Below are 11,855 nucleotides of genomic sequence, written 5' to 3' on the forward strand. Positions count from 1 at the left end.
CCCGGCGGTCTGGCGCGATGTCACCCTTGTGCGACGTTCGGATTGCGGAGCGGCTTGGCCGGGATAAAGCGGAGACCTCGGAGGTCGCGGCGCCAGCCCCCGGTCCGGCGCGCGCCCGGCACCTTCGGCCTCAGCGCACCGTTCCGGCGCGGCCGAAGCCCGATCGGCCGGCGCGGGCGGAGGCGACGCCGGCGGCGATGATCAGCGCAAGCCCGGCCCAGGTCAGCGCGTCGGGCAGATCCCCGAACACCGCCCAGCCGAGCGTCGTCGCCGCGATAAGCTGGAAGTACACCAGCGGCGCCAGCCCCGAGCCCGTGCCGATCCGGTAGGCCAGCAGCAGCAGCAGGTTGCCAGCCATCGAGAAGAGACCGGAGGCGAGCAGTAGCAGCGCCTCGGTCCAGCCGATGTCGCCGGGCGTCAGCAGAAGCCCCGGCGAAAGCAGCACCGTTCCGGCGACGAGCTGGGTCAGCAACAAAGAGCGGGCCGGCGCCAGCCCCGACAGCGCGCGGGATGCGGTCAGGAAACAGCCGTAGAAGAGGCCCGCCAGGAAGGCAAAGCCCAGCCCCGGGGTCATGTCCACGCCCGGCCGGATGACCAGCAGCACACCTGCGAATCCGGCTGCCATCAGCGCGGTGCGCAGGGGCGTCACGGCCTCGCGCAGGACCAGGGCGGAGAGCGCGTAACTCACGATCGGGCCGACGAAGAAGGCGGCGAAGACCGATGCGATCGGCGCCATCGAAAGCGCCACCTGGATCGACACGATGCCCGACGCCATCAGCGCCCCGCGCCCCCAGACCCGCCAGTCGGAGAAAAGCCGGGCCGTGCCCGCCGGCACGAAGGGCAGTACCGCCAGCGTGCCGACGGCGAAGCGCGCCCAGGCCACGAAGACCGGCGAGAGCCCGTGTTCGGAGGTCAGCAGCTTCGAGGCGGTGTCGCCCGCGGGGATGCAGGACATCGCCACGAACATCAGCGCCACTGCGCGCCAGGGCGAGGCGGCACCGATCACGCAGAATTGCCGGGGAAATGCCCCGCGCCCGCGCTTGTCTGCGCCCACATCGTCGGGTTAACTCCGCCCATGACCGCGTTCCTGTCCCGCCGCCGTTTCCTTGCCGCGCTCGCGGCCACCACGGCCGCCGCCCCGGCGCTTGCCAATGCGCCGGAGGTGTCCCTGCGTCCCGTCGCCCGGGGCGAGGACATCTGGAAGCGCTCCATCGAGAGCCTCGAGGACATCATCGGCGATGCCGGGCTTCCCGGCAGCTACGGCTTTTCTGTGGGCAATGTCGAGACCGGCGAGGTGCTGGAGGGCCGCAACGCCGCCGCGGGTCTGCCGCCCGCCTCTGTCGCAAAGGCGCTGACGGCCGCCTATGCGCTGGAATTCCTCGGCGCCGATCACCGCTTTGCCACGCGGCTACTGGCGACGGGCCCGGTGGGAGAGGACGGCACGCTCGACGGCGACCTGATTCTCGCGGGGGGCGGCGATCCCCTGCTCGACACCGATGCGCTCGCGGCGCTGGCGGAGGATCTGCGGGCGGCGGGGGTGAATGCCGTGTCGGGCCGCCTTCTCGTCTGGGGCGGCGCGCAGGTGGAGCAGCGGCAGATCGACCCGGCCCAGCCGGACCATGTCGGCTACAACCCGTCGGTCTCGGGGCTGAACCTCAACTTCAACCGCGTGCATTTCGAGTGGAACCGCACCGGCGAGAGCTACGCCGTCACCATGGACGGCCGCTCGGGCAGCCGCCGGCCGCCGGTGTCGATGGCGCGCATGGTCGTGGTCGCCCGCCGCACGCCGGTCTACACCTACCGCGATGCCGAGGGGCGCGACGACTGGACGGTGGCCAAGGGCGCGCTCGGCAGCGGCGGGTCGCGCTGGCTGCCGGTGCGGCGCGCGGCGTTCTACGCCGGCGAGGTGTTCCAGGCGGTGGCCGGCGCCGAGGGCCTGCGCCTGAAGGCGCCCATAGAGATCGACGCGCTGCCCGAGGAGACCACGGAACTGGCGGTTCGCGAAAGCCAGCCGCTGGAGACGATCCTGCAAGGCATGCTGAAATACTCCACCAACCTCACGGCGGAGGTGGTGGGCTGCGCCGCGTCGGCGGCGCGGGGGGAAGAGCCTGCGACGCTGGCCGAGTCGGCCGAGATGATGAACGCCTGGGCGCGCGAGGCGCTGGGCCTCGAGGAGGTCGCATTGATCGACCATTCGGGGCTGGGCGACGGCAGCCGGATCGCGCCGGCGGACATGTGCCGCGCGCTCGTGGCGCTGCGCCGGCGGATGGAGCTCAAGCCGCTTCTGAAGCCGATCCCGATCCGGGACGACGCGCGGCGGGTGCTGCCCAACCATCCGCTTGACGTCCATGCCAAGACCGGAACGCTCAACTTCGTCTCGGGGCTCGCTGGCTATATCGACTGCCCCGACGGGACGGAGCTGGCCTTCGCGATCTTCTCGGGCGATCTGGAGCACCGGGCGACGATTCCGCGCGAGGATCGCGAGGGTCCGCCGGGCGCGCGCACCTACAACACCCGTGCCAAGAAGTTCCAGATGGCGCTGATCAAGCGCTGGGGCCTGCTGTACGGCCGGTCGGCCTAGAGCGTCGTGGCCGGCGCTGCGGGTGCCGTGGCCGAGCGTGTCGGCGGCGTATTTGCGGGGTCTTCGCCCCAGGCCGTGCCGATGAGCGGGAGCAGGCAGAGCACGACGGCTGCAACGATCGTGAAAACGCGTCTGGTCATAAGGCTTGTCCAGTAATTCCGGGCACCGCGGCGCCAGCTTGACGAAAAAAGAATGACCTCAGGTTAACGCGGCCGCGTCCTGGTGGGCAGTCAGGCAAACCCGACCTTTCGGCACGTTGCGCGAGAGATTGGCGCAGCGCCCGACGCATGGCACAGTGGGAGGAGGACGAAGGAGCGCCCCATGCCACAGATCGAGTCCGACAGCACGGTTCAGACCGTGATCACCACATTCGAGACCAGCCCAGGCGCCTGCCAGGACCTGCTCGACGCGCTGCGCCAGGCCTATGCGGAGTTCATCTCCCAGCAGCCCGGCTTCGTCGCGGCGGGGCTGCACGTGAACGACGCACAGACCCGGATCGCCAATTATTCGCAATGGCGCCGGCGCGAGGATTTCATGGACATGCTCCGCTCGGACGAGATGCGGGCGCGCAATCGCCGCTTCGCCGAGCTCTGCCACCGCTTCGAGCCGGTGATGTACGACGTCGCGGCCGTCTTCTGACCCTTGAACGCGCCGCGCCGCGGGTGCAAGTGACGCGGCATGGACAGCGAAGACGATCTGGCGCTCGGGCGCCGCGAAGGGTTGCCGGACGCGCTGCGCGCGCTCTTGGAGGCCTATCCGCGCGACAGTTGGGAGGCCCATCCCGGTTTCGGCGGGCTGGTGGAGTTCTGGCTGGAGCGCCACCTGATGTTCCGCAAGCTCTGCGCGATGCTGCGCGAGGATGCCGAGGGCGCGGTCGACGGGCGGCTCGCGCCCGAGACCCAGCAGGGGCGGCTGGCGCGCTACGGCACGATGCTGGTGAACGAGCTGCACGGCCATCACCAGATCGAGGATCACCATTACTTCCCGGCGCTGAGCGGGCTGGAGCCGCAACTCGTGCGCGGGTTCACCCTGCTCGACGGCGATCACCACGCGATGGACGGGCTGCTGGATCGGTTCGCGAAGGCGGGCAATGCGGTGCTTCAGGGCCAGGGCGAGGTCGGCCCGTTCCGCGAGGAAGTGCTGAGCTTCGAGGCGATGCTCGACCGCCACCTCGTGGACGAGGAGGAACTGATCGTGCCGGTGATCCTTAAGCACGGGGCCGGGGGGCTCCAGTAGGGAGCGGCGCACCGGGGCGGGTCAGCCGTTCCCGCTGGTTTTCGAATTACCTCGGGCCGGTGGAGCCCGCCGCAAAACTGCGCCAGTTGAGCCAAGAGCTGATGGCCCGAATAGCACCGCAGGTGCCGGGCCAGCGTCATGCGCGCTTCGCATGACTTCGGCATGACCCGCCCCCCGGGTCGGCGCTGGCCCGGCACCTGCGGTGGTCCCGTGTTCGCGGTGGTGCCTCCGGCATGGGGGCTGTCCTCCGGCTCCGCACCAGTCGGAGTGAGGCCCAAATGGTCTCCTGCCCAGTTGGTTTTGCCGTTATCAGGCGGGCGGGAAGGTCAGCGTGACGCGCAGGCCGGGGGCGTTGTCCGACAGCTCCAGCGCGGCGTCGTGGACCTGGGCGATGGCGGAGACGAGCGCGAGCCCGAGGCCGTTGCCCGGTGTGGTGCGGCTGCGCTCCAGCCGGTAGAGGCGGCGCAGGACGCGGGGGCGTTCGTCTTCGGGGATGCCGGGGCCGGTATCGGCGACGACGAGCCGGCGGGCGGCATCGGCCGAGACCGTCACCGCGGCGCCGCGTCCGGCATGGCGCAGGGCGTTCTCCAGAAGGTTGGCGAGCGCCTGGGCGATCAGGTTGCGGTCGCCTTGCACCATCACAGGCGGCCCCTCGGGCAGCTCGGTTTTCAGCGTCACGCCGGCCTCTTCGGCGGCGGGGTCGTAAAGCTCGGCCATCTCTCCGGCCAGCGCGGTCAGGTCCACCGGCGCGAAGTGCCGGGCGGGGCTGCCGCCCTCGATCTGCGCGATCTGAAGGAGCGACTGGAAAACCGCCGTGGCGCGCTCAGCTTCGGTTTCCGCGCGCAGGGCAAGGTCGGCCTCTTCGCCGCCGGGCAGGCGGGTGCGCAGGTCCGACAGCAGCACGGAGATGCGCTGGAGCGGCGTGCGCAGATCGTGCGCGATGTCGGCCGAGACCTGGCGCAGCGCCTCGGTCGCGGCCTCCTGCTTCTCGGCCATGCGGTTCACGCCGCGGCCGATGCGGGCAAGGTCGTCGCTCGCGCGGTCGCCGGGATCGTAGCGCGCGGAGAGGTCGCCGGCGCCGAGGGTCGACAGCGTCCGCTCGATCCTCGCCACGCGGCGGGCGGAGCGGCGGGCGATGAGCGTGCCGATCCCGAGCGACAGGAGCGCTGTCGGCACGAGGCTGAGGACCAGCAGCGCGAGGAACGTCCGCCGCAGCGCGTCGAGCGGGGCGAGGCTCTCGGCGACGATCAGGAAGCCGGAGGACAGTCGCCGCACCTCCTGCGCGTAGCCGGCCTCTGACAGGGGGCGGTTGGGGCCGAGCGGGACGAGCCGGGGGCGGCCGTCCCGGATCACCGCATCGGCGTTGCCGGCCCTCCGGCCGTCGTCCCCGACGAAGACGTAGATCCGGTTGCGCGGGTCGGCCGCGCGGGCGCGGGCGCGCACCAGAGTCGCCAGCGCCGCCGGCGTCGCGGTGACGTCGAGGCCGGCCATCTCGGCGCGCAGCCCCTCCTTGATCTGAGCGCGGGTGGTGGCCGACAGCTGCAGGTAGGCGCCGCCCAAGGTCGCGCCGTTCACCAGCGTGAAAAGCGCCACCAGCACCAGAGCCAGCCGCACAGGGGTGGAGCTGAGGACCCGCGACGTCATCCGTCGATCCGGTAGCCGGCGCCACGCACGGTGACGATCAGCTCTCGCCCGAAGGGCCGGTCGACCTTCGCGCGCAGGCGCGAGATATGCGTCTCCACCACGTTGGTCTGGGGATCGAAATGCAGGTTCCACACCGCTTCCAGCAGCATCGTGCGGGTCTGCACGCGGCCCTTGCGGCGCAGCAGGTGTTCGAGAAGCGCGAATTCGCGCGGCAGAAGGTCGATCTTCTGCCCGGCGCGGGTCACGGTGCGGCGCACGAGGTCCATTTCCAGATCGCCGGCACGCAGCACGGTCTCTGCCTCTTCGGCGAGCGGCAGGCGGCGGGCGAGCGCGGCGATGCGGGCCGAAAGCTCGCCGAAGGCGAAGGGCTTGGCGAGGTAGTCGTCGCCGCCCGCGCGCAGCCCCTCGATCCGGTCCTCGGTGTTGCCCATCGCGGTCAGGAAGAGCGCCGGGGTCGGCACCTTGGCGGCGCGCAGCGCTTTCACGAGGCTCAGCCCGTCGAGATCGGGCAGCATCCGGTCGACGACGATCACGTCGTAGGGCTGGGCCATCGCCTGGGCCAGCGCCTCGCGCCCCGACGACAGGGTGTCGACGGCGTGGCCTTCCTCGGTCAGGCCCCGGGTGATGAAATCGGCGGTTGTGGGATCGTCCTCGACGACGAGAAGTTTCATGGCAGGTCCGGCGGGCATGTCTCCGCGCCAGATGGCGCCACCGGGTGGGCGATTTCAAGACGCGCGTCGCCCGCTCCGCCGGGCGTGAAAAGCCTTACGGATTTGTAATCGCGGGGGCGGTGGGTCTGCAATCCGCGCGGGCTCATCTGGGGTGTATCCGCGGCGGGGAAGAGCGAGCCCCCCGCGGCAGAACCGTTGTCGTGCGGAGCGTCGCCGGGTCCGGCCCGGCGGCGCATCCACGAATAGGAGAATTTGGGACCATGACGATCACGAACACACATCCCCGCCGCGCCGCCCCGGCCTTCGCGGTCGCTGCGATGCTGGCCGCCGGCGGGGCGATGACGCTGAACGGCACGCTGCCCGCCGAAGCCGCGCCGACGCCCGGCAACGATTACGTGGAGCTCGTCTCCGAGCTGTCGCCGGCGGTGGTCACCATCGAGGTGACGAAGACCCGCCAGAACGCCCAGTTCGAGGGGCAGATGCCGGAAGGCGATTTCCCGTGGGAAGAGTTCATGCGCCGCTTCGGCATGCCGATGCCCGAAGGGCGCGGCGGCCCGGGACGCGGCATGCCCTCGCCGCAGATGCAGGGCGCGGGCACCGGCTTCGCGATCTCCGAGGACGGGCGCATCGTGACCAACGCGCATGTCGTCTCCGGCGCCGACGAGGTGACGGTGAAGCTCGAGGACGGGCGCGAGTTCGAGGCCGAAATCGTCGGCGTCGACGAGGCGAGCGATCTGGCGCTGCTGCAGATCGAGGCCGAGGGGCTCGACTTCGTGGAATTCGGCGACTCGACCGGGCTTCAGGTCGGCCAGAACGTCATCGCCATCGGCAACCCGTTCGGGCTCGGCAATACCGTGACGACGGGGATCGTCTCGGCGCTTGGCCGTGACATCAACTCCGGCCCCTTCGACGATTTCATCCAGACCGATGCGGCGATCAACCGCGGCAATTCGGGCGGGCCGCTCTTCAACGAGGCAGGCGAGGTCGTCGGCGTGAACACGGCCATCATCTCGCCCACCGGCGGCTCGGTCGGCATCGGCTTCTCGGTGCCGTCGGAGCTGGCCTCCGACGTGATCGCGGACCTGTCGGACGACGGCGAGGTGGAGCGCGGCTGGCTCGGCGTGCGCATCGCGCCGGTGTCCGAGGACGTGGCCCGCGCGCTGGGTTTCGACGACGATCAGGGCGTGATGATCGAGAACGTGCAGGACGACACCCCGGCCGAGAAGGCAGGCCTGCAGGACGGCGACATCGTCATGTCGGTCAACGGCAACGAGATGACCGGGCCGCGCGACCTGACCCGCGCCATCGCGGTCGAGCGCCCGGGGGCCGAGGTCGAGATCGAGGTCCTGCGCCGCGGCGAGCGCGAGACCGTGACCATCGAGCTCGGCAACCGCGCGGACATGCCGACCTGATCGGTGCGATTTGTGCCGGACGGAAGAGGCGCCCCGGGCAGGGGCGCCTTTTTCGCATCGGGTATTCGAGGTGGCCTGCCGGCGGTCAGTTCAGCAGGTTCGACAACAGGCCGACGATTGCCAGGACCTGCCGGGTCTCGCGGTCGATACGATAGACGGCATCGCCGGTCCGCGCATAGGTGTACCGGGGATCGAGGCCGTAAGTCCGAGGCTCGCGGAGGATCACGTAGCTGTCGCCGAGGCGGTCACCCACGCCGTAGCGATACACCGCGTCGTCGCGTCGATCCCGATCGACGCCTTTCTTGGCAAGCCCTGGGGGCGTGCAGCCGTTGTTCTTCTTGGCCAGTCCGGGCGGACAGCCCTGGGCTGCGACAGGTGTCGCGAGCGGGGTCAGGAACAAGCTGCCCATCACGGCACAGGCGAGGGGGATGGCGCGTTTCATCTGGCTCTCCGAAATGTCGCGGGAAAAATCCGCTCCGCCGCAACCGGGTTCCCTGCCGATCGCCGGACCGGCGTAATCTCGCCGCCCGGCCGGCATCGCGGGCCAAGGGCGGTCGGTCGCCCCGCGAGGGATGAAAGACGTCGGTCTGTAATTCCCGGTGCAGGAACCGGCACAAGGTTCTGCCCCTGAGAGACGGAATTTTCCTTTGCCATGGAGGACGCCCCTGTCGCTGGAGAGGTTGAGCGAGTTGAATTGACCGGATCGGAGGGCAGTTCGTCGTGCGTCGTCAGGCGCTTGCCGGGCATGTCGCCCCCGGCCTCGGTCGTCGGCAGGTCGGGCATTTCACCTTCGCGAAGCGCCAAGACACGGCGAGATCTCGTCCTGCCGGTCATCTGGTCGGCGAGCGCCAGGCTGCACTCACGTCTTTTCTCACAACACCAGTTGAGCGGCGACAAAGTCAGCGCGGCTTGCGATGTCGGTGCGTGGAAGCTCCGTGATGTCGTATCCGAGCGCGGCGTATGTCTTGTGCATGAGGGCGCAGGTCGCCTCGGCTTCGGCTCTGTCCTGCTTGCGCTCGGCGTCTTGCTCGAAAATGGCATCCCAGAACGGCGCCAGAAAGACGCGACGGTTGTAGCGGTGTGTCGTGGTCGTGGCGGCGACGTGTGGCGGCACGGGCAGGCCGCATAGCGTCAGGTAGCCCGGGATGTCTGGAATGCCGCGGTCGAAGATCACGGGGCCGGACAGCGCCTGTGCGGCGCTGTGGGCGCTCAGGTCCCGCTCCAGCATCCGTTCGGCATAGGCCATGCGATCCGCCCAAGGGAGGGCACTGCCGCCGCTCTGCATCTCCTCGCGGATGATCGTGCGGCCGGATTCGGGAATCGTGTGGAAGCCGCGGCGGGCGAACTCGGTGATCAGGCTGGTCTTGCCCGCACCGGGGCCGCCCGTCACGACAAAGAAATGGTCGCTCATGGGCCATCCTCGGATTTGACAGGGGAAAGCGCTGCGAAGCGATCAACACGCCACGGGCGCGGATCAAAGCAGCATGAATTTTCGCAGGGAAAACAGCACTAGTCTGCACGGCAGAGGCAAATCCTCTGACTAGAAAGGCAGAACTATATGGCGCGTTTCATCAGGGAAGTATGGTGGAGCCTAGGGGGATCGAACCCCTGACCTCCTGCATGCCATGCAGGCGCTCTCCCAGCTGAGCTAAGGCCCCGGTATCACGGCGCGGTGGCCGCGCCGTGCGGCGTCGTCTATCCAAGGCCGGGGGCGGGATCAAGCGGAAAAACGCGCCTGGCCGCACCCGGGTCCGGATCAGTCGTCGCTGTCGTCCGACACGTCCGCGATGTCGTCGAGCGAGACGTTGCTGTCGTCCTCGTCGTCGTCCAGGACATCATCGTCGTCGAGTTCGACCTCGACGTCCTCGTCCTCTCCGACCGTGCTTTCGCTCTCGTTCGAGGATTTCTGGCTCTTGCGGCTCGCGCCGTCGGCGGCATCCGCGGCGATCATGCTGCGCTTGCCGGTTTCGATCTCGACGACCTCGCCGGTATAGGGGCTGATGACCGGATTCTGGTTCAGGTCGTAGAAGCGCTTGCCGGTCGTGGGGCAGACGCGTTTGACACCCCATTCTTCCTTCGGCATGGGAAGGCCCTTTCGCGAAAACTGTGGCACTTGCAGTGGATCACGGCCCCCTGCCATAACCCGCGTAAGCCGTCAACGGCCCCGAGGGGCAGAGCGCCCGGCGATCATCGGAAGGAACCGCTCATATGGGACGCATCGCGCTCCCCGGCAACCCGCCCATCTCGGTGGACCTGCGCCGGTCCCGCGCTGCGCGGCGCATGTCGCTGCGGCTCTCGGGGCTTGACGGGCGGGTGACGCTGACGCTGCCGGCGCGGGTGCCCGAGGCCGAGGGGCTGGCCTTCCTGCGCGACAAGGAGGCTTGGCTGCGGCGGCATCTGTCGGACCAGGCGCCGGCGGTGACGATCGGGCTGGGCGCGACGATCCCTGTGGAGGGGGAGCCGTGCGAGATCGCCCCCGGCACCGGCCGGGCGGTGCGCCGGGAGGGCGACGTGCTGCACGTGCCGGGCGATCCGGAGCGCGTGGCGTCGCGGCTGCAGGCCTGGCTGAAGGCGCGCGCGCGGGACCGGCTGGCGGCGGCGAGCGACCGGCACGCCGCGGCACTGGGGCGGGGGATCAAGCGGATCACCCTGCGCGACACCCGCTCGCGCTGGGGATCGTGTTCGCACGAGGGGGCGCTGATGTATTCCTGGCGGCTGATCCTCGCGCCGCCCGAGGTGCTCGATTACGTCGCGGCGCACGAGGTGGCGCATCTGGTGGAGATGAACCATTCGCAGGCGTTCTGGGACGTGGTGACGCGGCTCTACGGCGACTGGAAGGCGCCGCGCGACTGGCTGCGGCACGAGGGCAGCGGGCTGCACCGCTACCGGTTCGACCGCGCCGACACGTGACGCGCCCGGTTGGGGGCCGGGCGCGCGCGTGGTGCAGCAAGGCAGGACGGGTCGCCGTCTATTCGGCGCGCCGGCCGGTCTCGTTGAGGTCCGCGTCTAGGGTGATGTCGAACTGACCGCCTTCGGCGCAGATCACGTCGTCCAGATCGTAGCCGTCGTCCTCGCGTTCGATGTCGTCAGGGTCCATCTCGCACTGCATGTCCTCGAGCATGGCCATGATGCTGTCGACGGTCTCCTGCGGGATCGCGTCGTCGTCGCCGGACGTCTCCTGTGCCCAGGCCGGCAGCGCCATGAAGGCCGAGACGGTCGTGGTCAGTATCAGTTTTCTCATCGGTGGTCCTTTCGGCTCGCGGCCTGTTCGGGTGCGCTATTTCAGCGGATGGTGATATCGACACGCTGCGCGTCGCCGGTCGAACCGGGAATGCGCAGGAAATACTGGCCGGGCTTGATGGCGATGAACTCGATCTCCATCGTGCCGGCCTGGTCGAATTCCACGGATTCGAGGCCGTAGGGCCGGATTTCCAGCCCGTTGATGACGACCTCGTTCACCCAGATATTGCGAAAGAAGCCCGGGCCTTCGAGCGCGAGCTCGGCCGTGCCGTCGGCCTCGATTTCAATCTCGTAGACCTTGCCGGACTCGAGCGTGATCGGCCCGTCGGTGACGGGCTTGCCCGAGCCGAGGACGAAGGTTGGCAGATCCTCGCCCTGGTTGGTGTTCGACAGGATTCCGGCAAAGCCGAAGTCATGGGCCGCGGCGGGCGCGGCGATGGTGCAGGCGACAAGCGCGCAAGCGATGCGTTTCATGGAATGAGTCCTCCCCTTGTTTCTTTGGTTGTGTTCTGGCCGGTCAATCCGGCTGGACGACGACGCCCCAGGGCTGCTGGCCGACCTGGATGGAGCGGATAGCCTCCTCTTCGGCGACGTCGATCACGGTGACGTCGTTGGAATTGCCGTTGGTGGTGATGAGGTACTGCTCGTCCGGCGTGAACGCCAATTGCCAGACCCGCTGGCCGACCATGATGTAATCGAGCACCTCCAGGCTCTCGCCGTCGATCACCGCCACGCGGTTCGAAGGTCCCAGCGCCACGAACACGCGGGAGCCGTCCTCGGTCACCTTCACGCCCACCGGCTGCAGCCATTCGGGCTGTACCCCCGGCACCTCGAACTCGATCTTCTGGGTCAGCGTCGGGGTGCCGTCCTCGGCGATGTCCATCACCGACACCGTGCCGCCGATCTCGGACGAGACGTAAAGCCGGGTGCCGTCCGCGGTGTACTGCGCGTAGCGCGGGCGCTGGTCGACGAGGATGTTGTGGTCGATCTCGTAGGTCTCGGTGTTGATGAAATGCGCCATGTTCGTGGTCTCGGAGGTGTTGACCACGTATTTCCGGTCGGCGCTGATCC

General features: G+C 69.1%; 15 protein-coding genes and 1 tRNA gene. 5 read left to right on the top strand and 11 right to left on the bottom strand.

Annotated elements, in window-relative coordinates:
• Positions 1-130: 130 nt before the first annotated feature.
• Complete coding sequence (locus F3H57_RS20395; protein WP_316633835.1) at positions 131-1,006, bottom strand: DMT family transporter; 876 nt, start codon at positions 1,004-1,006, stop codon at positions 131-133.
• A gap of 69 nt (positions 1,007-1,075) precedes the next feature.
• Here F3H57_RS20395 and dacB point away from each other — a divergent pair, with 69 nt between their 5' ends.
• On the top strand, positions 1,076-2,581 hold the full coding sequence (gene dacB, locus F3H57_RS20400; protein WP_149758529.1) for a D-alanyl-D-alanine carboxypeptidase/D-alanyl-D-alanine endopeptidase: 1,506 nt from the start codon (positions 1,076-1,078) through the stop codon (positions 2,579-2,581).
• Here dacB and F3H57_RS22375 read toward each other — a convergent pair.
• A complete protein-coding gene (locus tag F3H57_RS22375; protein ID WP_188129778.1) occupies positions 2,578-2,721 on the bottom strand; it encodes a hypothetical protein in 144 nt (47 codons plus the stop codon). The two genes, dacB and F3H57_RS22375, sit on opposite strands and share 4 nt — an antisense overlap.
• A gap of 181 nt (positions 2,722-2,902) precedes the next feature.
• On the opposite strand from F3H57_RS22375, the gene F3H57_RS20405 reads away from it, so the two are divergent.
• A complete protein-coding gene (locus F3H57_RS20405; RefSeq protein ID WP_149758531.1) occupies positions 2,903-3,220 on the top strand; it encodes an antibiotic biosynthesis monooxygenase family protein in 318 nt (105 codons plus the stop codon).
• 39 nt (positions 3,221-3,259) lie between these two features.
• Positions 3,260-3,817 carry a hemerythrin domain-containing protein gene (locus F3H57_RS20410; RefSeq protein WP_149758533.1) on the top strand — a complete coding sequence of 186 codons (558 nt, stop codon included), beginning with the start codon at positions 3,260-3,262 and terminating at the stop codon, positions 3,815-3,817.
• A gap of 309 nt (positions 3,818-4,126) precedes the next feature.
• Here the strand turns inward: F3H57_RS20410 and F3H57_RS20415 are convergent, their stop codons facing one another.
• Positions 4,127-5,461, bottom strand: coding sequence for a sensor histidine kinase (locus F3H57_RS20415; protein WP_149758535.1), 1,335 nt, complete (start codon positions 5,459-5,461; stop codon positions 4,127-4,129).
• Positions 5,458-6,132, bottom strand: coding sequence for a response regulator (locus tag F3H57_RS20420; RefSeq protein ID WP_149758537.1), 675 nt, complete (start codon positions 6,130-6,132; stop codon positions 5,458-5,460). The genes F3H57_RS20415 and F3H57_RS20420 overlap by 4 nt, the downstream gene beginning before the upstream one ends.
• Before the next feature lie 260 nt (positions 6,133-6,392).
• On the opposite strand from F3H57_RS20420, the gene F3H57_RS20425 reads away from it, so the two are divergent.
• Positions 6,393-7,544 (top strand): S1C family serine protease, encoded by a 1,152-nt coding sequence (locus F3H57_RS20425; RefSeq protein WP_149758539.1) that lies wholly within the window; start codon positions 6,393-6,395, stop codon positions 7,542-7,544.
• A gap of 85 nt (positions 7,545-7,629) precedes the next feature.
• On the opposite strand, the gene F3H57_RS20430 is transcribed toward F3H57_RS20425, so the two are convergent.
• The 4 genes from F3H57_RS20430 to F3H57_RS20445 form a co-directional block, all read right to left on the bottom strand.
• The gene (locus F3H57_RS20430) at positions 7,630-7,986 is read right to left on the bottom strand and encodes an excinuclease ABC subunit A (RefSeq protein ID WP_223163176.1); all 357 of its coding nucleotides are present in this window, start codon (positions 7,984-7,986) and stop codon (positions 7,630-7,632) included.
• 429 nt (positions 7,987-8,415) lie between these two features.
• Positions 8,416-8,955: an AAA family ATPase gene (locus F3H57_RS20435; RefSeq protein ID WP_149758541.1), complete on the bottom strand. Its 540-nt coding sequence runs from the start codon at positions 8,953-8,955 to the stop codon at positions 8,416-8,418.
• A 171-nt stretch (positions 8,956-9,126) separates the two neighbouring features.
• Positions 9,127-9,202 (bottom strand) — tRNA-Ala (locus F3H57_RS20440).
• 98 nt (positions 9,203-9,300) lie between these two features.
• Positions 9,301-9,627, bottom strand: a complete 327-nt coding sequence (locus tag F3H57_RS20445) for a TIGR02300 family protein (RefSeq protein ID WP_149758543.1) — start codon at positions 9,625-9,627, stop codon at positions 9,301-9,303.
• A 125-nt stretch (positions 9,628-9,752) separates the two neighbouring features.
• Here F3H57_RS20445 and F3H57_RS20450 point away from each other — a divergent pair, with 125 nt between their 5' ends.
• Positions 9,753-10,454, top strand: coding sequence for a M48 family metallopeptidase (locus F3H57_RS20450; RefSeq protein WP_149758545.1), 702 nt, complete (start codon positions 9,753-9,755; stop codon positions 10,452-10,454).
• A 58-nt stretch (positions 10,455-10,512) separates the two neighbouring features.
• On the opposite strand, the gene F3H57_RS20455 is transcribed toward F3H57_RS20450, so the two are convergent.
• The 3 genes from F3H57_RS20455 to F3H57_RS20465 all read right to left on the bottom strand — a co-directional run.
• Positions 10,513-10,785, bottom strand: a complete 273-nt coding sequence (locus tag F3H57_RS20455; protein ID WP_149758547.1) for a PepSY domain-containing protein — start codon at positions 10,783-10,785, stop codon at positions 10,513-10,515.
• A gap of 41 nt (positions 10,786-10,826) precedes the next feature.
• Positions 10,827-11,258, bottom strand: coding sequence for a cupredoxin domain-containing protein (locus F3H57_RS20460; RefSeq protein WP_149758549.1), 432 nt, complete (start codon positions 11,256-11,258; stop codon positions 10,827-10,829).
• 43 nt (positions 11,259-11,301) lie between these two features.
• The coding region (locus F3H57_RS20465) for a PQQ-dependent catabolism-associated beta-propeller protein (RefSeq protein WP_149758551.1) at positions 11,302-11,855 on the bottom strand (554 nt) is incomplete at its 5' end.

Origin of the sequence: Roseivivax sediminis (assembly GCF_900112685.1) — a bacterium.
GTDB lineage: Bacteria > Pseudomonadota > Alphaproteobacteria > Rhodobacterales > Rhodobacteraceae > Roseivivax > Roseivivax sediminis.

Excerpts from the sequence above, each read along its gene's own strand:
- F3H57_RS20430 (WP_223163176.1), bottom strand. The coding sequence starts at position 7,986 with ATGAAACGCGCCATCCCCCTCGCCTGTGCCGTGATGGGCAGCTTGTTC.
- F3H57_RS20450 (WP_149758545.1), top strand. The coding sequence starts at position 9,753 with ATGGGACGCATCGCGCTCCCCGGCAACCCGCCCATCTCGGTGGACCTG.
- F3H57_RS20425 (WP_149758539.1), top strand. The coding sequence starts at position 6,393 with ATGACGATCACGAACACACATCCCCGCCGCGCCGCCCCGGCCTTCGCG.
- F3H57_RS20455 (WP_149758547.1), bottom strand. The coding sequence starts at position 10,785 with ATGAGAAAACTGATACTGACCACGACCGTCTCGGCCTTCATGGCGCTG.
- F3H57_RS20445 (WP_149758543.1), bottom strand. The coding sequence starts at position 9,627 with ATGCCGAAGGAAGAATGGGGTGTCAAACGCGTCTGCCCCACGACCGGC.
- F3H57_RS20460 (WP_149758549.1), bottom strand. The coding sequence starts at position 11,258 with ATGAAACGCATCGCTTGCGCGCTTGTCGCCTGCACCATCGCCGCGCCC.
- F3H57_RS20410 (WP_149758533.1), top strand. The coding sequence starts at position 3,260 with ATGGACAGCGAAGACGATCTGGCGCTCGGGCGCCGCGAAGGGTTGCCG.
- F3H57_RS20405 (WP_149758531.1), top strand. The coding sequence starts at position 2,903 with ATGCCACAGATCGAGTCCGACAGCACGGTTCAGACCGTGATCACCACA.
- F3H57_RS20435 (WP_149758541.1), bottom strand. The coding sequence starts at position 8,955 with ATGAGCGACCATTTCTTTGTCGTGACGGGCGGCCCCGGTGCGGGCAAG.
- dacB (WP_149758529.1), top strand. The coding sequence starts at position 1,076 with ATGACCGCGTTCCTGTCCCGCCGCCGTTTCCTTGCCGCGCTCGCGGCC.
- F3H57_RS22375 (WP_188129778.1), bottom strand. The coding sequence starts at position 2,721 with ATGACCAGACGCGTTTTCACGATCGTTGCAGCCGTCGTGCTCTGCCTG.
- F3H57_RS20420 (WP_149758537.1), bottom strand. The coding sequence starts at position 6,132 with ATGAAACTTCTCGTCGTCGAGGACGATCCCACAACCGCCGATTTCATC.
- F3H57_RS20415 (WP_149758535.1), bottom strand. The coding sequence starts at position 5,461 with ATGACGTCGCGGGTCCTCAGCTCCACCCCTGTGCGGCTGGCTCTGGTG.